20 protein-coding genes are annotated in these 20786 nt (G+C 71.1%); 8 read left to right on the forward strand and 12 right to left on the reverse strand.

The features are described from left to right. The first annotated feature begins 80 nt into the window (after positions 1-80). On the forward strand, positions 81-329 hold the full coding sequence (locus ACK4HH_RS03415; protein WP_409648288.1) for a type B 50S ribosomal protein L31: 249 nt from the start codon (positions 81-83) through the stop codon (positions 327-329). Positions 330-395: 66 nt separating this feature from the next. On the opposite strand, the gene ACK4HH_RS03420 is transcribed toward ACK4HH_RS03415, so the two are convergent. Together ACK4HH_RS03420 and treS are read right to left on the reverse strand one after the other, a co-directional pair. Further along, the gene (locus tag ACK4HH_RS03420; RefSeq protein ID WP_409648290.1) at positions 396-1085 is read right to left on the reverse strand and encodes a 3'-5' exonuclease; all 690 of its coding nucleotides are present in this window, start codon (positions 1083-1085) and stop codon (positions 396-398) included. Positions 1086-1095: 10 nt separating this feature from the next. Continuing rightward, entirely contained in the window at positions 1096-2832 is a 1737-nt protein-coding gene (gene treS, locus ACK4HH_RS03425) for a maltose alpha-D-glucosyltransferase (protein WP_409648292.1), read from the reverse strand. Between the two features lie 18 nt (positions 2833-2850). Here treS and ACK4HH_RS03430 point away from each other — a divergent pair, with 18 nt between their 5' ends. Continuing rightward, complete coding sequence (locus tag ACK4HH_RS03430; RefSeq protein ID WP_409648294.1) at positions 2851-3735, forward strand: alpha/beta fold hydrolase; 885 nt, start codon at positions 2851-2853, stop codon at positions 3733-3735. Positions 3736-3738: 3 nt separating this feature from the next. Further along, positions 3739-4833 carry a glycosyltransferase family 4 protein gene (locus tag ACK4HH_RS03435; protein WP_409648295.1) on the forward strand — a complete coding sequence of 365 codons (1095 nt, stop codon included), beginning with the start codon at positions 3739-3741 and terminating at the stop codon, positions 4831-4833. 52 nt (positions 4834-4885) lie between these two features. On the opposite strand, the gene ACK4HH_RS03440 is transcribed toward ACK4HH_RS03435, so the two are convergent. The 4 genes from ACK4HH_RS03440 to ACK4HH_RS03455 all read right to left on the reverse strand — a co-directional run bounded on the left by ACK4HH_RS03440 (position 4886) and on the right by ACK4HH_RS03455 (position 7416). Continuing rightward, entirely contained in the window at positions 4886-5362 is a 477-nt protein-coding gene (locus tag ACK4HH_RS03440) for a YbaK/EbsC family protein (RefSeq protein WP_409648297.1), read from the reverse strand. After that, positions 5362-5997: a histidine phosphatase family protein gene (locus ACK4HH_RS03445; RefSeq protein ID WP_409648298.1), complete on the reverse strand. Its 636-nt coding sequence runs from the start codon at positions 5995-5997 to the stop codon at positions 5362-5364. The genes ACK4HH_RS03440 and ACK4HH_RS03445 overlap by 1 nt, the downstream gene beginning before the upstream one ends. Before the next feature lie 64 nt (positions 5998-6061). Further along, positions 6062-6529 carry a hypothetical protein gene (locus ACK4HH_RS03450; RefSeq protein WP_409648299.1) on the reverse strand — a complete coding sequence of 156 codons (468 nt, stop codon included), beginning with the start codon at positions 6527-6529 and terminating at the stop codon, positions 6062-6064. Positions 6530-6564: 35 nt separating this feature from the next. Next, a complete protein-coding gene (locus tag ACK4HH_RS03455) occupies positions 6565-7416 on the reverse strand; it encodes a Sir2 family NAD-dependent protein deacetylase (protein WP_409648300.1) in 852 nt (283 codons plus the stop codon). A 106-nt stretch (positions 7417-7522) separates the two neighbouring features. Here ACK4HH_RS03455 and ACK4HH_RS03460 point away from each other — a divergent pair, with 106 nt between their 5' ends. After that, the gene (locus ACK4HH_RS03460) at positions 7523-8323 is read left to right on the forward strand and encodes a TrmH family RNA methyltransferase (RefSeq protein ID WP_409648302.1); all 801 of its coding nucleotides are present in this window, start codon (positions 7523-7525) and stop codon (positions 8321-8323) included. Positions 8324-8385: 62 nt separating this feature from the next. Here the strand turns inward: ACK4HH_RS03460 and ACK4HH_RS03465 are convergent, their stop codons facing one another. The 5 genes from ACK4HH_RS03465 to ACK4HH_RS03485 form a co-directional block, all read right to left on the reverse strand. Further along, positions 8386-10470 (reverse strand): alpha-galactosidase, encoded by a 2085-nt coding sequence (locus ACK4HH_RS03465; RefSeq protein ID WP_409648304.1) that lies wholly within the window; start codon positions 10468-10470, stop codon positions 8386-8388. 41 nt (positions 10471-10511) lie between these two features. Continuing rightward, a complete protein-coding gene (locus ACK4HH_RS03470; protein WP_255159423.1) occupies positions 10512-11840 on the reverse strand; it encodes an ABC transporter substrate-binding protein in 1329 nt (442 codons plus the stop codon). Between the two features lie 74 nt (positions 11841-11914). Beyond that, a complete protein-coding gene (locus ACK4HH_RS03475) occupies positions 11915-12823 on the reverse strand; it encodes a carbohydrate ABC transporter permease (protein ID WP_409648306.1) in 909 nt (302 codons plus the stop codon). Next, on the reverse strand, positions 12820-13716 hold the full coding sequence (locus ACK4HH_RS03480) for a carbohydrate ABC transporter permease (protein WP_409648308.1): 897 nt from the start codon (positions 13714-13716) through the stop codon (positions 12820-12822). The genes ACK4HH_RS03475 and ACK4HH_RS03480 overlap by 4 nt, the downstream gene beginning before the upstream one ends. Continuing rightward, on the reverse strand, positions 13706-15745 hold the full coding sequence (locus ACK4HH_RS03485; RefSeq protein WP_409648310.1) for a beta-galactosidase: 2040 nt from the start codon (positions 15743-15745) through the stop codon (positions 13706-13708). Before ACK4HH_RS03485 ends, ACK4HH_RS03480 begins: the two co-directional genes overlap by 11 nt. Before the next feature lie 202 nt (positions 15746-15947). Here ACK4HH_RS03485 and ACK4HH_RS03490 point away from each other — a divergent pair, with 202 nt between their 5' ends. Further along, on the forward strand, positions 15948-16970 hold the full coding sequence (locus ACK4HH_RS03490; protein ID WP_409648311.1) for a LacI family DNA-binding transcriptional regulator: 1023 nt from the start codon (positions 15948-15950) through the stop codon (positions 16968-16970). Then, the gene (locus ACK4HH_RS03495; RefSeq protein ID WP_409648313.1) at positions 16967-18199 is read left to right on the forward strand and encodes a D-alanyl-D-alanine carboxypeptidase family protein; all 1233 of its coding nucleotides are present in this window, start codon (positions 16967-16969) and stop codon (positions 18197-18199) included. The genes ACK4HH_RS03490 and ACK4HH_RS03495 overlap by 4 nt, the downstream gene beginning before the upstream one ends. Positions 18200-18206: 7 nt before the next feature. Here ACK4HH_RS03495 and ACK4HH_RS03500 read toward each other — a convergent pair whose 3' ends face one another. After that, a complete protein-coding gene (locus ACK4HH_RS03500) occupies positions 18207-18980 on the reverse strand; it encodes an SGNH/GDSL hydrolase family protein (RefSeq protein WP_409648315.1) in 774 nt (257 codons plus the stop codon). Between the two features lie 170 nt (positions 18981-19150). On the opposite strand from ACK4HH_RS03500, the gene ACK4HH_RS03505 reads away from it, so the two are divergent. Both ACK4HH_RS03505 and ACK4HH_RS03510 read left to right on the forward strand, forming a co-directional pair. Further along, the gene (locus tag ACK4HH_RS03505) at positions 19151-19408 is read left to right on the forward strand and encodes a GlsB/YeaQ/YmgE family stress response membrane protein (RefSeq protein ID WP_409648317.1); all 258 of its coding nucleotides are present in this window, start codon (positions 19151-19153) and stop codon (positions 19406-19408) included. 84 nt (positions 19409-19492) lie between these two features. Continuing rightward, on the forward strand, positions 19493-20743 hold the full coding sequence (locus ACK4HH_RS03510) for a DNA polymerase IV (RefSeq protein ID WP_409648319.1): 1251 nt from the start codon (positions 19493-19495) through the stop codon (positions 20741-20743). The last annotated feature ends 43 nt before the right edge of the window (positions 20744-20786 follow it).

Below are 20786 nucleotides of genomic sequence, written 5' to 3' on the forward strand. Positions count from 1 at the left end.
ATTCTTGACCGCTGGGCCTCGTGGCCCTTCGTCGCGCACGCGTGACGTGCGCCCATCACGAACTTTCAAGGAATCCGCTCATGAAGACTGACATCCACCCCGAGTACGCCGCCGTCGTGTTCCGCGACCTGGCTTCGGGCGAGACCTTCCTCACCCGCTCGACCGTCACGAGCGACAAGACCATCGAGCTCGACGGCGAGACCTACCCCGTCATCGACGTCGAGATCTCGTCGGCCTCGCACCCGTTCTACACGGGCAAGCAGCGCATCATGGACTCGGCCGGTCGCGTCGAGAAGTTCAACCAGCGCTTCAAGAACTTCGGCAGCTGAGCCTCGCTCCTGCACGATGAAGGCCCCGTCCATCAGGACGGGGCCTTCATCGTTGACGCGCCGGCGTCAGTGCCGCACGGGCCAGCCGCGGTCGGCCGTGAAGTGCTGGTCGCGCTGCGTGCGCATGTAGTCCTCGAAGCTGCTGGCCTGCTGCTCGTGCCACACCGCCTGCTGGGTGTGCAGCTCGTCGAGCGTCGCGGGCACCTTCGTGGCGTGCGCCTCGACCATGGCGCGGGCGACGTGCCCGGCCGCGATCGCGTCGACGCCTGCATCGTGCGCGCCGTCGAGGGCGACGCCGTAGTGAGCGGCGGCGGCCTCGAGCGTGCGCTTGCCTTTGCGGTAGCGGTCGACAGCCTTGTCGATGACGAGCGGGTCGATCACGGGAGCCGGATCGACGAGGGGCGCGACGCCGTGCCGCTCGGCCTCGAACCGCAGCAGCGACAGGTCGTAGGGGGCGTTGTAGACGACGAGGGGCAGCCCCGCGCTCAACTGGGCGCGCAACTCGGCGACGATCTCGCCGACGACCTCGGCGGCCGGGCGGCCCTCGGCGCGCGCGCGCTCCGTCGTGATGCCGTGGATCGCCGCAGCGCCCTCCGGGATCTCGACGCCGGGGTCGGCGAGCCAGTCACGACGCGAGACGAGAGCCCCCGTCGGGTCGAGCACGGCGATGCACGCGGTGACGATGCGCGCGGTGCGAACATCCACCCCCGTCGTCTCGAGGTCGAAGACGGCGAGGTCGCGCTGCAGCAGGGTCACGCCGACCAGCCTAGGCCTGTGCTCCGACGGCGGGCGCGTCGCCCGCAGAGTCGCCGACGTGCAGCCAGTAGAAGCTCTGCGTGCCCATAGTGAGCGTCACCGAGCCGTCGGCGCCGACGGCCGGGAACGGCGCTCCGCCGAACAGATCGCTCAGCTCGGCCCCCTCGAGCCCCGGCGCCGTGATGCGCGCCGAGACAGGGTTGTGGGCGAACGAGAACACGCACAGAATGCGCTCGGGCGCGTCGCCGAGGTGCGTACCGGTTCCGGCGTACTCGCGCACGAAGGCGAGCACCGACTCGTTGTCGGTCTCGAGCACGCGCATCGTGCCGAGCCCGAAGGTCGGGTGGGCTTTGCGCACGTGGATGACGTTGCGGATCCAGTGCAGCAGCGAGCGCGACTGCGCGAGCTGGCTCTCGACGTTGATCTGGTTGTAGTGGTATACGAGCGACTGCACGACGGGCAGGTAGAGCTTGCCGGGGTCGGCGTGCGAGAAGCCAGCGTTGCGGTCGGGGGTCCACTGCATGGGCGTGCGCGAGCTGTCGCGGTCGGGCAGCCAGATGTTGTCGCCCATGCCGATCTCGTCGCCGTAGTACAGGAACGGGCTGCCGGGCAGGCTGAAGAGCAGGGCGTGCGCGAGCTCGAGCTCGGCACGCGAGTTGTCGAGCAGGGGAGCGAGCCGGCGGCGGATGCCGATGTTCGCGCGCATGCGCGGGTCGTAGGCGTACCAGCCGTACATCGCCTGCCGGTACTCCTCGCTCACCATCTCGAGCGTGAGTTCGTCGTGGTTGCGCAAGAAGACGCCCCAGGCGCTGCCCTCGGGGGCCGAGACCTCTTCGCTCAGCTGGCGCTGCAGCTCGGTGGCCTGCTGCGAGCGCAGGGCGTAGAAGATGCGCGGCATGACGGGAAAGTCGAAGGCCATGTGGCATTCGGGCTGCTCGTCGGTGCCGAAGAACTCGGCGACCTCGTGGGGCCACTGGTTGGCCTCGGCGATGAGCACGCGGCCGGGATACTCGGTATCCATCATCGCCCTCAGTTTCGCGATGAAGTGGTGGGTCGGCGGCTCGCTCTCGCCCGTGCCGCCGTCGGATTCGTAGAGGTAGGGGATCGCGTCGAGGCGGAAGCCGTCGACGCCGAGGTCGGCCCAGAACCGCACGACGTCGAAGATCTCGTCGTGCACCTTCGGGTTCTCGAAGTTGAGGTCGGGCTGGTGCGAGAAGAAGCGGTGCCAGTAGAACTGCCGGCGCACGGGGTCGAACGCCCAGTTCGACTCCTCCGTGTCGACGAAGATGATGCGCACGTTCTCGTACTTGTCATCAGTGTCGCTCCACACGTAGTAGTCGCCGTAGGGCCCCTCGGGGTCCTCCCGCGAGGCCTGGAACCAGGGGTGCTGGTCGCTCGTGTGGTTGATGACGAGGTCGATGACGATGCGCATGTTGCGCTCGTGCGCCTTCGTGACGAGCTCGCGGAACTGCTCGACCGTGCCGAACTCGGGCAGCACGGCGGTGTAGTCGGCCACGTCGTAGCCGCCGTCGCGCAGCGGGCTCTGGAAGAAGGGCGGCAGCCACAGGGCGTCGACGCCGAGCCACTGCAGGTAGTCGAGCTTCTGGATGAGGCCGGCGAGGTCGCCGATGCCGTCGCCGTTCGAATCCATGAACGAGCGCACCATGACCTCGTAGAACACGCTGCGGCGATGCCACTGCGGGTCGAGAGCGAGTCCGGGCAGGGTGATGGGGGCGGTGAACGACACCTGCCTAGACTAATCACGATGAGCGCCCCTTCTCCGTACGCCGACGCCCTCGCGCGCATCCCCGCTCGCGACCGCACGCTCGAGGTGCTCGGGGTGCCGACCCACCTGGTCGAGTACGGGCCCGCCGACGCCGACCGCACGGTCGTGCTCGTGCACGGCTTTCGCGGCGATCACCACGGGCTCGGGCCCGTCGTGGCGCAGCTGCCGGGCATCCGCTTTCTCGCCCCCGACCTGCCGGGCTTCGGTACGAGCGCTCCGCTCGCCGACCGCACCCACGACATCGACGGCTACGTCGCGTGGCTCGACGCCTTTCTGCACGCGGCGGGCGTGCACGGCACCGCGGTGCTGCTGGGTCACTCGTTCGGTTCGATCGTCGTCTCGGCCGCGGTCGCGAGCGGTGTGCCGACCCCGCGCGTCGTGCTCGTGAACCCCATCGGTCAGAACGCCCTCGCGGGGCCGCGCGGGGTGCTCACGCGCCTCGCCGTCGGCTTCTACCGCGCGGGCGCCGCCCTGCCCGAGAGTCTCGGCTTCGCGGTGCTGCGCAGCCGCCTCGTCACGCGCATCATGAGCGCGACCATGGCGAAGACCGACGATAAAGCCCTGCTGCGCTGGATCCACGAGGAGCACGACCGCTACTTCTCGGCCTTCGCGAACCGCGACAGCCTGCTCGAGGCGTTCCGGGCATCCGTCTCGCACGACGTCTCGGAGTACGCCGCCGACGTCGCGCCGAGCACGCTGCTGATCGTCGCCGACGAGGACGACATCACGCCGCTGGAGGCCCAGCGCCACCTCGTGACGGTGTTCCCGGATGCCCGCCTCGAGGTCATCGAGGGCGTCGGCCACCTCGTGCACTACGAGAAGCCGGTCGAGGCGGCCGCGGCCATCCGCGAGTTCCTGGCGTAGCGCGTGAAGATCGTCGTCGACTGCCGCTACGTGCGGTTTCCGCGCCACGACGGCATCAGCCGGTTCACGGCGGGCCTCGTGGATGCCCTGCTCCCGCTGCTCGCCGACGGCGAGTCGCTCGAGCTGCTCATCAACGACGAGCGGCAGCTCGCGATGCTGCCCTCCGGGCTGCCCTGGCACCGCGTGAGCGGCCCCACGAGCGCGCGTGAGCCCGTCGTGGCGCGCCAGGTGAACCGTGTGGCGCCGGATGTCGTCTTCAGCCCCATGCAGACCATGGGGGCACTGGGGCGGCGGTACCCGCTCGTGCTCACGCTGCACGATCTCATCTACTACGCGCATCCCACGCCGCCGCGGGATCTGCCCTGGCCCGTGCGCCTCGGGTGGCGGCTGTACCACCTGGCGTGGTGGCCGCAGCGGCTGCTGCTCAATCGCGCCGACGCGGTCGTGACGGTGAGCGAAACGACCCGCGCACTCATGCAGCAGCATCGGCTCACCCGTCGCTCGATCACGGTCGTGCCGAACGCCGCCGACCGGCCGGTCTCGGTCGCCCCTCGGGCGCGCCCCGCGGGCATCGAGCTCGTCTACATGGGCTCGTTCATGCCCTACAAGGGCGTCGACACGCTCGTGGCGGCGCTGCACCACCTGCCCGGCGCGCGGCTGCACCTGCTGAGCCGCATCCGCCCCGCCGACCGTGAGCGCTTCGAGGCGGCGGCACCGGCGGGCTCGCTGGTGGTGCACGATGGCGTGAGCGACGAGGAGTACGCCGAGCTGCTCGACAGCGCCACGGCGCTCGTGAGCGCCTCGCGCGACGAGGGCTTCGGCATCCCGCTCGTCGAGGCCATGGGGCGCGGCACGCCCGTCGTGGTCAGCGACATCCCGATCTTCCGCGAGATCGGCGGAGAGACGGCGCTCTATGCGGCGACCGGGGATGCGGCGGCCTTCGCCGCGCGCATCACCGAGCTGCTGGCTGCGGGGGAGTGGGAGCGCCGCTCGGCCGCCGCCCCCGCCGAGGCGGCGCGCTTCGACTGGAGCCGTTCGGCCGCGGTGCTGCTCGAGCTGCTGCGCGAGCAAGCCGTGCTCCGACGCTCGCGGGGCTAGCGACTGGGCTGGGACGTCCTGCTCGGGGCGCTCCCGAATCCAAGGACTTCCGCTAGCGGGTGCCGATGTCGGCGAGCTCGCCGCCTGTCCAGTCGACGAGCTGCTGCGGGGTTGCCGGGAAGACGTCGTAGGCGCTGCCGGCCGCCGACCACACCGTCTCGAAGCGCAGCAGGTCGCGATCGACGACCGTGCGCACGGGGGCGGGATGCCCGAGCGGAGGAACCCCGCCGATCGAGTAGCCCGTCGCCTGCTTGACGGTATTCGCGTCGGCCTTCTCGACGCGGGTGCCGAGCACGTGCGCCAGCGCGTCGAGGTCGGCGCGGTTGTCGCCGCACACGAGGGCAAGCACGGGCTCACGCACGTCATCGCTGTGCACCGCGACGAAGACGAGCGACTTGACGATCGCCCCGACCTCGCAGCCGACAGCGGCCGCGGCCTCGGCGGCGGTGTGGGTCGAGTCGGGCATCCGGCGCGGGGTAATCGGCAGGTGCGCTGTGGCGGCCAGGAAGCGTTCGGGGCCGCTCGCCATCAGCGACCCTCGCGCTCGCGCTCGGCCAGACGGTTCTGCTGCTCGAAGTCGTCGGCAAGCGGAAAGATCGACTGCTCGTCGATCGGGTCGTCGAAGGCGACGAGCTCGATCGCTCCGTCGGCGTGGCGGAACGAGTGCACCGAGCCGTTCGTGATCGGCTCGCGGTGCCGTCCGGGGGCGACCGTCTCGAGCACGCTGCGGATGACGCCGCCGTGCGCGACGACGATCACCGCCTCGCCGGGATGCCGCGCGGCGAGATCGTGCAGGGCGGCGACCGCGCGCTCGGCGACCGCCTCGCGCGGCTCGCGCCCCGGCACATCGGCGCCGTCGGGGAACGTCGCGTCGATCTCAGGGCCCGTGAGGCCCTCGGCCTCGCCGTAGTCGCGCTCGGCGAGGCGCTGCTCGAGCTCGGGCTCGCCGAGGCCGACGTACTCACCGATGATGCGGGCGGTCTCGGCGGCGCGCGAGAGGGGCGAAGCGACGAGAGCCGTCCAGCGGCGGCTGGCGAGCAGCTCACCGGTCGCGTGGGCCTGCTCGCGCCCCGTCTCGTTGAGCGGGATGTCGGTGGAGCCCTGGATGCGCCGCTCGCGGTTCCAATCGGTCTCGCCGTGGCGCACGAGTGCGAACACCGTCATGAAGAATCCCTTTCGTCGGCCCCGACAATCGTAGAGCGCGCGACGAAGACCTCGACCCGCGCGCTCAGCCGCCCATCTCGGGCAGGGCGCTCATGATCGAGATTGAGCCGGCGGCGTCGCACGCCGACACGAGCTGCTGGGTCGCGACGGAGAAATCGGGGTTCTCCGGGCCGATGCCCTGAGCGGCTTCGGTGATCGCTGCCCGCAGCGCCGTGGTGACATCGGACTGACCCGTGGGGAAGTAGGTCCAGGAGTCCACGAGCGCGGCTGCGCGCGCGTCAAAAGCCGCCTGATCGATCACACCGTTCACGAGCTCCCACTCGGTGCGGAACTGGATGCCCATGAGCGCGCTGGCGTGGCCGCACTCCCAGTCCGCGTCGCCCGCGGGCACCGAGGTCAGCGGCTCGGTCGCCGCCTCAGGCGCCGCGACGGAACTCGTCGGCTCGGGCGCGGGAGCGGAGGCACTGCAGCCGGAGACGGCGAGGAGCAGCGCGGGGATGGCGGCCAGCGTGAGGAAGGTCGATCGCGTCATCCATTGATCATCCCTCATGAAAAGGGCTGCGTCGACTACGGGATCAGTGCCGATCGGAAGGCCGCGAGCGTCTCGGTCGTTCCCGCGTCAATTTTGAGGGCAGCGCGGGCATCGGCTTTCGTCTCGCCGCGGTTCACGATGATCGTGGGGATGCGCTTCTTGGCGGCGAGCCCGACCAGCCGGATGCCCGAGTTGACGACGAGGGAGGAGCCGAGCACGAGCAGGGCATCCGACCGCGCCACGATGCCGCGCGCCTCTTCGAACTTGACGGGCGGCACGAACTCGCCGAAGAACACGATGTCGGGCTTGAGCGTGCCGCCGCAGACCGAGCACTCCGGCACCTGGAACCGCGAGACGTCGGCCACCTCGGCGTCGCCGTCGGGGTTCATCGTCGCATCGGCGTCGCTCAGCCACGGGTTGAGACGGGCGATGCGCTCGGCGATCGCGCCGCGGTCGAAGGTCTGGCCGCAGTGCAGGCACGTGACGCGGTCCATGCTGCCGTGCAGGTCGACGACGCGGCGGCTACCCGCGCGCACGTGCAGGCCGTCAACGTTCTGGGTGACCACTCCCGTCACGATGCCACCCTGCTCGAGGTCGGCGAGCGTTCGGTGGCCGGCATTGGGGCCCGCGGCGGCGAAGCGCTCCCACCCGAGGTGGCTTCCCGCCCAATAGCGCTTGCGGTACGGCTCGTCGGCCAGGAACTGGCTGTAGGTCATGGGCGTGCGCACGGGGGCCCCGACGCCGCGGTAGTCGGGGATGCCCGAGTCGGTGCTCACGCCCGCTCCGGTCAGCACGGCGATGCGCCGACCGCGCAGCAGTTCGATGGCCTGCTCGATCGAGGCGCGCGCGGCCGCATCCAGCTCGACGAGCGGTGCGGCGATCGACATGGGGCCTCCGGTGTTCCTTCCTCGCAGACTAGAACGCTCTGGTTTCGAGTATGTTTCCGGAGGCTGGCAGGGCGACTCGCGTCCTCCGGGCGGAAGGCGGGCATCCATGCGCATCGAGCACATCACGACGCTCGACGAGCCCGCCCTCGCCGACTACGCGCGCCTCACCGACGTCGCCCTGCGCGTCGCGACCGAGCCGCAGGGCGGGCTCTACATCGCCGAGTCGATCACCGTCATCGGCCGCGCGCTGCGAGCGGGGCACGAGCCGCGCTCGGTGCTCACGAGCGAGCGTTGGCTGCCCGACCTCGAGGCGCTACTGGGCGACCGCGACGTCACGGTGCACGTGGGCGAGGCCGGGGTGCTCGAAGCGCTCACGGGCTTTCACCTGCACCGCGGAGCCCTCGCGAGCATGCACCGGCCCGCGTTGCCGACCGTGACCGAGGTGCTGCGGGATGCCCGGCGCGTCGTCATCGTCGAAGACGTCGTTGACCACACCAACGTCGGCGCGATTTTCCGCTCGGTGGCGGGCCTCGGGGCCGATGCCGTGCTCATCACTCCGCGCTGCGCCGACCCGCTCTACCGCCGCAGCGTGCGCGTCTCGATGGGCACCGTGCTGCAGGTGCCGTGGACGCGGTTGCCCGAGTGGGGCGAGGCCGTGCCGCAGTTGCATGCCGCGGGCTTCACGATCGCGGCGCTCGCCCTGGCCGACGACGCTGTGGGCCTGCGCGACTTCGCCACGACCGCGCCCGAGCGCGTCGCGATCGTCGTCGGCACCGAAGGCGACGGCCTGAGCCGCGCCGCCCTCGAGGCGGCCGATGTCGTCGTGACGATCCCCATGGCGCACGGCGTCGACTCGCTCAACGTCGCGGCCGCGAGCGCCGTGGCCCTCTACGCGCTGCAGCGCTGATCGCCCCGTCGTCGCTGCAGGCTTCCACTCCGAAGTTGTGGAAGCGCGCGAGAGTCGATCGCCTAGTCGAGCGCGATCGCCCGCAGCAGCAGCGCTTGCTCGGGCGCGAGCAGCGGCACGGGCAGCCCGAGGTCGGCGAGCAGCCGGCCCGTGACCGTGATGCCGCCATCGGCGAGCCACGCCGGGGGAGCATCCTGCACCGCGTGCGGCGCCCCGCCCACCGTCAGCGGCTCGATCCGGTACCGCCGGTCGGGGTCGAGGCCCGGAAAGCGCAGCGGCGGTGGGACCGCGACCGCGGCCGTCGCGAGCGTGACGAGCGCGATGAGCGCCTCGGCGCCGTCGGGGGAGACGAGGCCGTGCACGTAGCGGTCGTCGCCCGGCTCGTCGGTGCGCACGGTGCGGCCCGTCGTGAGCAGGGGGCGCACGAGCTTGACGGTCGCGACCCAGTCGCGCAGGGCGTCGAGCTGGGCGGCGTCGGCGGTCGTGACGTTCCATTCGATGCCCGCGCTGCCGAACAGCGCGGTGGCCAGGCGGAACGAGAGGTCGTGCGTGCGGCCCGTGATGTGGGCGCGCGGCGCGCCGACGTGGCCGCCGAGCAGCTCGGGCGGCATGAGCAGCCCGCTGAAGCGCTGGATGCGCTGCCGATCGAGGGCGTCGTTCGTGTCGCTCGTCCAGAACCGGTGCACCCGCGCGGCCATGCCGAGGTCGACGCGCGCGCCGCCCGAGGCGCAGCTCTCGATCGCGACGTGCGGAAACCGCGCGCGCAGGTCGTCGATGAGCCCGTAGACCGCGCGGGTGTGGGCCGCAGCGGTGCCCGCGTGCTGGTCGCGGTTGTGATCCCACTTGAGGAAGGCGATGGGGTACTCGGCGAGCAGCGCGCTCAACGACTCGAGCAGGTGCGCACGCGCTGCGGCGATCGTGAGGTCGAGCGTGTGCTGAAAGCGCCAGGTGGGGGGGTGCTGGCGGTCGGTCGCGGCGTCGGCGAGCATCCATTCGGGATGCTCGCGCGCGAGCCGCGAGTCGGGGCTCACCATCTCGGGCTCGACCCACAGGCCGAACTCCATGCCGCGGGCGACGACGACGTCGGCGAGCGGGTGCAAGCCGGAGGGCCACCGCTCGGGATCGACCGTCCAATCGCCGAGGGCTCGGCGGTCGTCGGTGCGGCCCTCGAACCACCCGTCATCGAGCACGAAGCGCTCGATGCCGAGGTCGGCCGCGGCGTCGACGAGCGGCATGAGCGATTCGAGGGCGTGGTCGAAGTAGACGGCCTCCCACGTGTTGAGCACGACGGGCCGGTGGGTCGGGGGAGTGAGCGCCCGTACGAAGGGATGCAGGCGGTCGCTCAACCCGTCGAGGCCAGCATTCGAACACGCGAGCACCGTCTCGGGCGCCGTGTAGGTCTCGCCGCGCGCGAGCACGACCTCGGCCGGGTCGAGCAGCTCGGCGGCGAGCAGGCGACGGTGTCCGGTCGGCAGCGACTCGACGCCCGTCGTGCTGTTGCCGCTCCAGGCGTGGTGCAGCGCCCAGACCTCGCCCGTGCGGAAGCCGAAGCCGGGGGTGCCAAGCACGGTCAGGAACGGGGCGTCGTGGCCGGGGCGGCCACGACGCTGGTCGCGCAGGTGCAGGCCGTCGCGCACGGCACCGCGCTGCGGCTTGCGCTCACCGGCCCAGAGCCCGCTGAAGTCGAGCAGATCGCTCGCCCGGGCGGGAACCGGCAGGGTCGCGGCGAGCCGGTGCACCTCGACGCCCTCGGGGGCCTCGGCACGGGCATCCAGCGCGATGACGACGACGCCCTCGGGCGAGAGGCGCGCGCGCCAGCCGATCGTCAGCAGCGGGCCGTGGTCGTCGTGCACGCGCAGCTCGACCGCGACCGATGCCTCGTCGGGCTGCGAGAGCGCGGTGCGGTGGATGCGCATCGGCAGGCGCGCGGGGCGAGCGCCCGAGCGGTGGGCGACGAGCGCGGGGAACCCGCTCCAGCCCTCGGCGGGCCCGGCGAGGATCGACGGCACGAGGGGCACATCAGGCGAGCTGGGGGCGACCGCGGGTAGTGCGGCCGCCACCAGCTCGAGCATGAGCGGCTCGACCGATCCGAGATCGTGACCCCAGTGGGCGAGCCGTGGCACGGCCGTGCCGCGGGCGTCGAGCACGAAGCTGACACCCGCGGCACGGAGGTGGAGAAGCGAGATACCTACTCCTTGACGGGAATCGAGGCCGCCTTGAGGGCTGCGATCGTGGCGTCCTGACCAGCGGTCAGAGCATCCAGAAGCGTACCGCTGCCCGAGACGGCACCGGAGAAGCCGTCAGCGACATCGTTGTAGACCTGCGTCATGGTCGGGCCCCACGTGAAGTTGGGGTCGACGTTGTTGCCAGCCTCGGCGAAGACCTCGTAGATCTTCTGTCCGCCGTAGAACTCCACACCCTCACCGAAGACCGGAAGGTTCGCACCCTCGATCGTGGCGGGGTAGATGTTCGCCGTGCGGTTCATCGCGGTCAGCGCGTCGGCATCCGTGTTGAGCCACAGAGCGAACTGCGCGGCCTCGTACGGGTGGTCCGAGCCCTTGAGCACCGCAGTGGTCGAGCCACCCCAGTTGCCCGCGGCGCTGGCGCCGGCCTCCCACTGCGGCATCGGGGCTACAGCCCAGTTGCCGGCGGTGTCAGGCGCACCGCTCGCGATGGTGTTGGCACCCCAGACGGCCGAGACCCACGTCCACAGCTCGCTCGAGTTGTAGGCGGCGTTCCACTCGTCGGTCCACGGCGGGTAGACAGCGACGAGGTCGTTGTCGATGAGACCCTGCCAGTACTCGGCCACCTGCGTGGTCTCGGCGCCGGTCAGGTCGACGGTCCAGCCGTCGGCGTCGTTCGAGAACCACTCGCCGCCCGCCTGCCACACCAGGCCAGCGAAGGCGTTGATGTCGCTCTGCGAGAAGTTGTTGATGTAGCCGCCCTGCTCACGAATCTGCACCGCGGCAGCCTCGTACTCCTCCCACGTGGTGGGAACGGGGATGCCCGCCTCCTCGAAGAGGTCGGCACGGTAGAACATGGCCATGGGGCCGGTGTCCTGCGGGATCGCGTAGACCGCGTCCTCTTCGCCGAACGTGACCTGGCTCCAGGTCCACGGCACGAACTGGTCCTCGGCCGCGAGAATGCCCTCGCACGCCGCGATGTTCTCGAGGCCGTCCTGCACGCGGAAGTTCGGCATGGCGTCGAACTCGATCTGGCCGAGGTCGGGCGCGTTGCCGGCCGCGAGCTGGTTGAAGAAGTTCTGGTACGTGCCGCCGTTGCCGTTCGGGCCGGTCTGAACCTCGACCTGAACGTCGGGGTTCTCCTCGTTCCAGATCGCCACGGCCTCTTCGACGCCGGGCAGCCAGCTCGTGAAGGTGAGGGTGACGGGTCCGTCCGAGGGGGCGCAGTCGCCGCTCGCGCCGGGGGCGTCGGTGCCGCCGGTCGAGCAGGCCGTCAGCGCAAGCGCGGAGATGGCCGCAATGGCCCCCGCACGTGCGACAAGAGAGATCGCCATGCTGTGTTCCTTTCGATTGGTGGTGGTGCTGCTCCGCTCGGCCGTCGTGCGACCGAGGGACTGTCGGCGGGTGCTCACTTGAGCCCGCCGTTCGCCAGCCCCGACTGCCAGAAGCGCTGCAGTGCGAGGAAGGTGACGATGAGGGGGATGATCGACAGCAGCGACCCGATGACGACGAGGGCGCGGATGTCGGGGATCTGGCTCACCTGCGTGTTCCAGACGTAGAGGCCGAGCGTGACGGGGAAGAGCGACTCGTCGCGCAGCATGATGAGCGGCAGGAAGAAGTTGTTCCAGATCGCGACGAATTGGAAGAGGAAGATCGTCACGAGCGCCGGGGCCATGAGTCGCGTCGCGACCGTGAAGAACGTGCGCACCTCTCCCGCGCCGTCGATGCGCGCGGCCTCGATGATCTCGTCGGGCACGCTCGCAGCGGCGTAGATGCGCGAGAGGTAGACGCCGAAGGGGCTCACGAGGCTCGGCAGCAGCACGGCCCAGATCGTGTTCGTCGCCCCCGCCTGGCTGAAGAGCAGGAAGAGCGGCAGGGCGAGCGCCGTGGCCGGCACGAGCACACCGCCGAGAATGACGTTGAAGAGCGTCTCGCGGCCGCGGAAGGTGTACTTGGCGATCGCGTAGCCGGCCATCGCCGCGATGAGGGTGGCGAGCAGCGCCCCGACGCCGGCGTAGAGCGCACTGTTGCCGAGCCACTGCAGAAACACGCCGTCACGGTAGGTCACCAGCGCCGCGATGTTGTCGAACAGCGCGAAGTCGGCGAACCACAGGGGGCTGGTCGTCGTGAAGTCCTCGCGCGTCTTGGTCGACGCGACGAGCAGCCACCACAGCGGGGTGAGGAAGTAGAGCGTGGCGACGATCATGACCGCCATGGCGACGGTGCGTGAGACAGCGCTCTCGCGGATGCCGGCGTCGCGGGCGGGCTTCTTCTGCCCCTGGGTGCGCAGCGCGCGGGTTTCGGTCGAGACGGTCATTGCGCGGTCCTCCGCTGCGTGAGCTTGAGCACGGTGAACGAGAGCACGAAGGTCGCCAGGGCGAGCACGACCGACATGGCCGCGGCGAGGCTGATGTTGGGCACCGACGCGGTCGAGTAGATGGTGAGGTTCGGGGTGAAGGTGCTCGTGACGGCGTTCGAGAAGCTCTGGAAGACCTGCGGCTCGGCGAGCAGCTGCAGCGTTCCGATGATCGAGAAGATGCCCGTGAGCACGAGGGCCGGCACGACGAGCGGGATCTTGATCGCGAAGGCGATGCGGAACTGACCGGCGCCGTCGAGCCGTGCTGCCTCGTAGATCTCTTGCGGGATCGACAGCAGCGCCGAGTAGATGATCAGCATGTTGTAGCCGACGTAGACCCAGGTCACGACGTTGGCGATCGACCACAGCACCGTCTCGGCCGAGAGCAGATCGACGCTCGAGGTCACCGCCGTGAACGGCGAGAGGTTGGGCGAGTAGAGAAAGCCCCACATGATGGCGGCGATGACGCTCGGCACGGCGTAGGGGGCGAAGAACGCCAGGCGGAAGAACTTCGATCCCCGCACGAGCGGCGAGTCGAGCAGCAGCGCGAGCACGAGCGCGAGGCCCAGCATGATCGGCACCTGCACGACGCCGAAGAGCAGCACACGGCCGATGGATGCCCAGAACGGCTCGTTCTGGAACACCGCGATGTACTGAGTGAGCCCCCCGAAGACCTGCACCGCGGGGCCGAAGGTGCCCTCGCGCTCGACGGTCAGCAGCGACTGGTAGACCGCGTACAGGATCGGGACGAGGTAGAACAGCACGAACAGGGCGCCGAACGGCACGAGGAAGACGGCGAGCGCTCCCCGGTGGCGAACGGCTCGTGATGCTTTGACAGCGGTGTCACGCGCCACGATCGCTCCTCTCTGACTGAACGACGCGCACGGCGCCCGCAGGCAGCGGAGTGGCGTCGGTGACGGGCTCGCCCGAGACCAGGTCGAGTCCTGCGAACGGTACCGCGATGGGCTGCGCCCGGTGGTTGATGACGAAGGTGAACTCGCTCGTCGCCGTGCGGCGCGTGACGACGTCGACGTCGTAGCCCACCTCGGTGACGGGCACGCCGGCCTCGACGCAGAGCCTGCGCAGCAGGGCGAGCACGGCCTCGTCGTCGAGCACCGTGGCGACGTACCAGGCGGCACCGTCACCGACCGTGCGTCGCGTCAGGGCGGGGGATGCCGCGGCGGGGCCGTCGGCGAACCGCTCGACCACCTCGGCATCGGCGACGCGCACCGCTTCGCTCCAGATCGTGCCGCGCGCGCCCGAGGTGAGCGCGACCGTCGCATCGGCCGCGAGGGGGCGGAACTCGTCGACGGTGAGGCCGAGCAGCTCGCGGAAGGCTCCCGGGTAGCCGCCGGGGCGGATGGCATCGTGCTCGTCGACGATGCCGCTGAAGGGCGTGACGAGCACGGTGGCGCCCGCCTGCGCGGCTCGCGCGATCGACGCGGCCGCCGCATCCGTCACCGTGTACAGGGTCGGAACGACGACGAGGTCGTAGCCGTCGAGGTCGGCATCGGGCGCGACGACGTCGACGGTCACGCCGAGGGCGCGCAGGGCCCGGTGGTAGCGGTGCGCCTCGGGCAGGTAGCGCAGCAGGCTGCTAGGCTGGGTGTCGCCCTCGGCGGCCCACCACGCCTCCCACGAGAAGACGAGCGCCGCACGGGCGTGCACGCACGAGCCGACGACGGGGGAGAGACGGTCGAGCAGCGCGGAGAGCTCGACGCTCTGCGCCCAGCCCTCGCCGGCCGTGCCGCTGTGGGGGAGCAGGGCCGAGTGGAACTTCTCTGCTCCGCTGCGCGAGGCCCGCCACTGGAAGAAGCAGATGGAATCGGCACCGCGGGCAACATGGCCGAGCACCGTGCGCACGAGCTCGCCCTCGCGCTTGGCGTGGTTGACGGGCTGCCAGCTGACGGCGCTCGTCGACGTCTCCATGAGCATCCACGGGGCACCGGCCGCGACGCCGCGCGTGAGGTCGGCGCTGAATGCGAGCTCGGCGAGCGGGTCGGCGAGACGGTGGTCGAGGTAGTGGTCGTTGGCGATGAGGTCGAGCTCGGGTGCCCAGCGAAAGTAGTCCTGGGTCTGGATGTGCGCGGTGACCATCAGATTGGTCGTCACGGGCACGCTCGAGCGCTCGCGCAGCACGGCGGCCTCGGCGCGGTAGTAGTCGAGCAGCGCATCCGACGAGAAGCGCTTGAAGTCGAGCAGCTGGGCGGGGTTGCCCGCCGAGCGCGTCGTGCGCGGCGGCAGCACGTCGTCCCAGTGCCCGTAGCGCTGGCTCCAGAACGCGGTGCCCCAGGCCGAGTTGAGGGCGTCGAGCGTGGCGTACCGGTCGCGCAGCCAGGTGCGGAAGGCTCGGGCAGAGGCGTCGCAGTAGCACAGCGCGTTGTGGCACCCGAGCTCGTTCGAGACGTGCCAGAGCGCGACCGCGGGGTGCGAGCCGTAGCGGTCGGCCATCGCCGTCACGAGTTCGAGGGCCTTCTGCCGGAACACCGTCGAGCTGGGGCACCACGCCTGGCGTCCGCCCGGCCACGCGATCGTGCCGTCGGCGGCCTGCGGCAGCGTCTCGGGATGCACGCGCGCGAGCCACGGCGGCGGCGACGACGTGCCGGTGCCGAGGTTGACGCGGATGCCGGCCGCGTGCAGCAGCTCGAGGATGCGGTCGAGCCGGCTGAAGTCGAACGGACCGGGCTGCGGCTGCAGCTGCGCCCAGCCGAAGATGTTGATGGCGACGAGGTCGACGCCGAGCTCGCGCATGAGCGCGATGTCGTCGTGCCAGACCGCGTCGTCCCACTGCTCGGGGTTGTAGTCGCAGCCGAGCGTGATCGTGCCCGTGGCCCAGCCCGGAACGAGCGACTGCTCGTGGCTGAGGGTCAGGGGAGTGGTCACAGGCCGTCCTTCCGAGGCGGGGTCAACGTCGTTGTCGCTCCGTCCACCGCATCCCTGTGAGCGTGCACAGAACAAGGTGACCTGTTCGGGGGGAGGGTTTTCTGTGAGCGCTCACAGAGTACGCACGCCCGCTCCGCCCTGTCAACACCCGCGTCGCGCGGCACACCCCTGACGGCCCCCGACGGCTGGCTACACTGAGCGCGTGTCTGATTCGACGACCCGCCTCAAACGCGCCACGATCTTCGATGTCGCGGCCGAAGCGGGCGTCTCGCGCGGCACCGTCTCGCGCGTGCTCAACGGCGAGCCCTACGTCTCGGCCGCCGCCCGCGAAGCGATCGAGGCGGCGATCGCCAAGGTCGGCTACGTGCGCAACACGGCCGCCCGCAATCTCGCCAAGCAGTCGTCCGGGGCGATCGCCCTCATCGTGCACGAGCCCGACTCGGTGTTCATCGACGACCCCAACATCGGTGCCATTCTGCTGGGCGCCAACGCCGCCCTCTCGGCCGCCGACTACCAGCTCGTCTCGCTCATCATCGACACCGAGCGCGACTCGCAGCGCGTGACCGGATACCTCGGCGGCGGGTTCGTCGACGGGGCCATCATCGTCTCCGCGCGAGAAGACGACCCGATCTCGCAGGCCATCGCCGACCTTCGGCTGCCCGCCGTCATGGTCGGGCGCCCCGACAACCAGCCGCAGCTGCCCTGGGTCGGTATTGACAACCGCGGTGCCGCGCGGCAGATCACCGAGCGGCTGCGGGGCACGGGCCGACAGCGGGTCGGGATGATCGCCGCGGGTCTCGACCGCGATTCGGGCCGTGACCGCCTCGCCGGGTTCCGCGAGGCCATGGGCGAGTCGTTCGACGACACGCTCGTCGCCCGGCAACGCTTCTACACCTACGCCGCCGGGGTGGCCGGCATGGCCGAACTGCTGCGCATCGACCCCGCGATCGACGGCGTGTTCGCGGCGTCGGATGCGATCGCCGCCGGTGCTCTCGAGACGCTGCGCAACGCGGGGCGGTCGGTGCCGACCGACGTCGGCATCGTCGGGTTCGACGACAGTTCGTGGGCGCTGCGCGCCCAGCCGGCGCTCTCGACCGTGCGGCAGCCCGCCGGGCAGCTCGGCGCCCGGGCCGCCGAGCTCGTGCTCGAGCAGGTGCGCACCGGCTCGCTCGCTGCGAACGGCGCCCTGCTGGCCACCGAGATCGTCTGGCGCGACTCGGCGTGAGCCGCGCGGGCACGGCGCGGCGCGTGCGCGCGACGGGCATCATCGCGGTGCTCGCGCTCGCGACCTCGACGCTCGGGTACGGCGCTTTCGCCCTGCTCGCACCGCTGCCGCCGATCACCCCCGTCGTTCTGCCGCTCGCGCAGGTCTCGACCCCCGAACCGGCCGTCGTCTTGCCGACGTACGGCGCCTCGGCCATCGCGGCGGCCGATGGCGAGCAGATCTACGCCGGGCGCGATCTCGACACGCCGCGGCCCATCGCATCGATCGCGAAGGTCGTGACAGCGCTCGTCGTGCTGGCCGAGCGCCCCATCGAGGGCGACGGTCCCGGCGCCTCCATCACGCTCAGCGCGGCTGACAGCCGACTGCCTGCCCGGTACGCGGCCATCAACGGCACGGTGGCTCCCGCGCCCGCGGGAGCGGTCGTCACGCAGCGGCAGATGATCGAGCTCATGATGGTGCACTCGGCGAACAACTACGCCGAGTCGCTCGCGGTGTGGGGCTTCGGCTCGGTCGACGCCTACCTCGCGGCGGCGCGGCGATGGCTCGACGGGCAGGGTCTCGCGAGCATCCGGATCGCCGATACGACGGGGTTCTCGCCCGACAACCGCGCCACCCCGCGCGATCTCGTGGCGCTCGCGCGCCTCGCCGCGGCTGATCCCGTCGTCGCCGCCGCCTCGGCGCGCCGCACCCTCACCGTGCCCGGCATCGGCACCTTCGAGAACCGCAATCTCGCTCTCGGAACCGCCGGCATCACGGGGCTCAAGACGGGCACCCTGCGCGTCGTCGGGTCGAATCTGCTCTTCTCGGGCACGGTGACCGCCGCCGACGAGCCGGTCGACATCGTCGGGGTCGTCATCGGAGCCCCCGATCAGGCGACGATCGCGCGCGACCTGCGCCGCCTCATCGCGAGCGTCGTCGACGACTACCACGCCGTCGCGATCGGCGAGCCCGGTGCGGTCGTCGCACGCTACACGGCACCGTGGGGCGACACGGCAGAGCTCGTCGTCGACGAGACGATCACCGACCTCGTCTGGGGCGACGTGCGATCGGTGGCGTTCACGAGCGCGCCCGAGGTGCTGCCCGGTCTCGGCACCCCCTCGGCCCCGACGCTCATCGTGCGCTACGGCGATCGCGAGGCCCGGCTCGACCTGCGCTGGGTCGGCGAGATCGGCGAGCCCCCGCTCGCCTGGCGTCTCGCCCAACCGCTCGCCGAGGTGACGGGCGACTGACCGACGATCAGGAGTGCGGCGGCAGGGTCGGGCGCTTGGGTCGCACCGTGTCGCCCGACGACTGGTGCCGGATGCGACGCACGACCCACGGTACGAGGTACTCGCGGGCCCAGCCCATGTCGTCTGCGCGGGCCGCACGCCACGACCGGGCCGGCAGCGGTTCGGGATGCTGCGGCTCGAGACCGTGGTCGACCCCGAGCGCGTCGAGCACCGAGATCGCGATCGTGTGGTGCCCGAGCGGTGAGAAATGCAGACGGTCGGGGGCCCACATCTGCGGGTTCTGCAGCTGGCGCAGGGCCCACATGTCGGCCACGATCGCGTCGTGCTTGGCCGCGACGAACCGCAGGTTCTCGTTGTAGATGGCCACCTTGCCGCGCACGCGCCGCAGCACCGGCGTCATGCCGATATCGGGGCCGTTGAACATGACGACCGTGGCGCCGTTGGCCCGCAGGCGGCCGATCGTCTCGTCGAACAGCTCGGCGACCCGGTCGGGATCGGTGCCGGGGCGGATGATGTCGTTGCCGCCGCCCGAGATGGTGATCAGGTCGGGGCGCAACGCGAGCGCCGCATCCACCTGCTCGTCGGCGATCTGCTGCAGCAGGCGGCCCCGGATCGCGAGGTTCGCGTAGGCAAAGTCGTCGGTGCGGTCGGCGAGAACCTCGGCGACGCGATCGGCCCATCCGCGGTGCCCGCCCGGGCTCTGCGGCTCGGGGTCGCCGATGCCCTCGGTGAACGAATCGCCGATCGCGACGTAGCGCGACCAGGGGTGCAGCTGAGGCATGTTCCCAGAGTGGCAGACGCGGGGGCCTCATTGCATCCTGGCAACCCGCCGAGAATCTGCTCCCCCCGAACGGGGGTCATCTGCTTGACTGTGGGCCGAGCGTTTCCACAGAGGTGCTCGACCCCCGGCGGTGCGCCCCTTGCGTGCCCGCCACAACGAAAGGAGAAGCCATGGGCTTCCTCGCATTCCTCCTGCTCGGTCTCATCGCCGGCGCGATCGCCAAGGCGATCCTTCCCGGAAAGCAGGGCGGCGGCTGGATCTCGACCCTCATCCTCGGCGTCGTCGGCGCCCTCCTCGGCGGCTGGATCGGCAGCCTCCTGGGCCTCGGCTCCGTCGACGAGTTCTTCAGCATCGGCAGCTGGCTGCTCGCCATCGGCGGCTCGATCCTCGTGATCCTGCTCTGGGGCCTCATCACGCGCAAGCGCTAGGCACCACCGCAGCACCCGCACGCCCCACGCGCATCCCGCCGCCGTCAGTTCACGGTGGCAGGATGCTCGCGTGGGGCGTTCGTCATGAGCAAGCAAGACGGCAGCGGCCGGCAGGTGACCGCTGCCCCGACCGACGACCTCAGCGCCCGGATCCTGCACCTCGACATGGACGCGTTCTTCGCCTCGGTCGAACTGCTCGACCGCCCCGAGCTGCGCGGTCAGCCCGTGATCGTCGGCCATCGCGGAGCGCGCTCGGTGGTGACCGCCGCGACCTATGAGGCTCGGCGCTACGGCGTGAACTCGGCGATGCCCATGGCGGTCGCGCTGCGCCGCTGCCCGCACGCGGTGGTGCTTGAGCCGCACTACGAGCGCTACCAGGCGGCCTCTCGCGAGGTCATGCGCGTCCTGGGCGACGTCACGCCGCTCGTCGAGCCGCTCAGCATCGACGAGGCGTTCCTCGACGTGAGCGGGGCGACCGCGCTGTTCGGCCCGCCGTACGCGATCGGCACCGCGCTGCGGGCGCGCATCCACGCCGAGACGGGGCTCATCGCCTCGGTCGGAGCAGCCGCGACCAAGTTCGTGGCGAAACTCGCCTCGGGGCGCGCGAAGCCCGACGGGCTGCTCGTGGTGCCCGAGGCCGAGACCCTGGCCTTTCTGCACCCGCAGCCGATCACGGCGCTCTGGGGCGTCGGGGCGGCGTCGGCGCAGCGACTCGAACGGTTGGGCCTGCGCACGATCGGCGACGTCGCCGATGCGCCGATCGACGCGCTCACGCGCGCCCTCGGCCCGGCCGCCGCCGGGCACCTGCACGCGCTCGCCCACGGGCGCGACCCGCGCACGGTGTCTCCCGAGCGCGCCGAGAAGACCATCGGTCACGAGGTGACGTTCGAACGCGACATCGCCGATGCGCGCCTGATCGACCGCGAACTGCTGCGGCTCGCCGAGCGCGTCGCCGAGCGCCTGCGGGCCGGCGGATGGGTCGCGCGCACGCTCTCGATCAAGCTGCGGTTCGGCGACTTCGAGACCATCACGCGGTCGCAGTCGCTGCCCGAGCCGACCGATGTCGCCCAGCGCATCGCGACCGAGGCGCGAGCGCTCTACGCGGACTCGCCCGTCGTCGGGCGCGGACTGCGGCTCATCGGCGTGCGAGCCTCGGCCCTGCTGCCGACGGGCACGGTCGCGCGCGGGCTGTGGGATGACGACGAGCCCTGGCGCGAGGCGGAGGGGGCGATCGACGCGCTCGCCGAGCGGTTCGGGCGCGGGGCCGTGCAGCGGGCGTCGCTGCTGCGCGGGGCCCCGCCGCGGCGGGGGAGCGTTCCCGACGCCGACGGCTGAGTGCGCGGAGGCTGCAGACCGCACGGCGTCGGCTCGGCGAGCG

The organism is Microcella sp. (assembly GCF_046296455.1).
Classification (GTDB): Bacteria; Actinomycetota; Actinomycetes; order Actinomycetales; family Microbacteriaceae; genus Microcella.

Excerpts from the sequence above, each read along its gene's own strand:
- ACK4HH_RS03415 (WP_409648288.1), top strand. The coding sequence starts at position 81 with ATGAAGACTGACATCCACCCCGAGTACGCCGCCGTCGTGTTCCGCGAC.
- ACK4HH_RS03430 (WP_409648294.1), top strand. The coding sequence starts at position 2,851 with ATGAGCGCCCCTTCTCCGTACGCCGACGCCCTCGCGCGCATCCCCGCT.
- ACK4HH_RS03440 (WP_409648297.1), bottom strand. The coding sequence starts at position 5,362 with ATGGCGAGCGGCCCCGAACGCTTCCTGGCCGCCACAGCGCACCTGCCG.
- ACK4HH_RS03445 (WP_409648298.1), bottom strand. The coding sequence starts at position 5,997 with ATGACGGTGTTCGCACTCGTGCGCCACGGCGAGACCGATTGGAACCGC.
- ACK4HH_RS03450 (WP_409648299.1), bottom strand. The coding sequence starts at position 6,529 with ATGACGCGATCGACCTTCCTCACGCTGGCCGCCATCCCCGCGCTGCTC.
- ACK4HH_RS03455 (WP_409648300.1), bottom strand. The coding sequence starts at position 7,416 with ATGTCGATCGCCGCACCGCTCGTCGAGCTGGATGCGGCCGCGCGCGCC.
- ACK4HH_RS03460 (WP_409648302.1), top strand. The coding sequence starts at position 7,523 with ATGCGCATCGAGCACATCACGACGCTCGACGAGCCCGCCCTCGCCGAC.
- ACK4HH_RS03470 (WP_255159423.1), bottom strand. The coding sequence starts at position 11,840 with ATGGCGATCTCTCTTGTCGCACGTGCGGGGGCCATTGCGGCCATCTCC.
- ACK4HH_RS03475 (WP_409648306.1), bottom strand. The coding sequence starts at position 12,823 with ATGACCGTCTCGACCGAAACCCGCGCGCTGCGCACCCAGGGGCAGAAG.
- ACK4HH_RS03500 (WP_409648315.1), bottom strand. The coding sequence starts at position 18,980 with ATGCCTCAGCTGCACCCCTGGTCGCGCTACGTCGCGATCGGCGATTCG.
- ACK4HH_RS03505 (WP_409648317.1), top strand. The coding sequence starts at position 19,151 with ATGGGCTTCCTCGCATTCCTCCTGCTCGGTCTCATCGCCGGCGCGATC.
- ACK4HH_RS03510 (WP_409648319.1), top strand. The coding sequence starts at position 19,493 with ATGAGCAAGCAAGACGGCAGCGGCCGGCAGGTGACCGCTGCCCCGACC.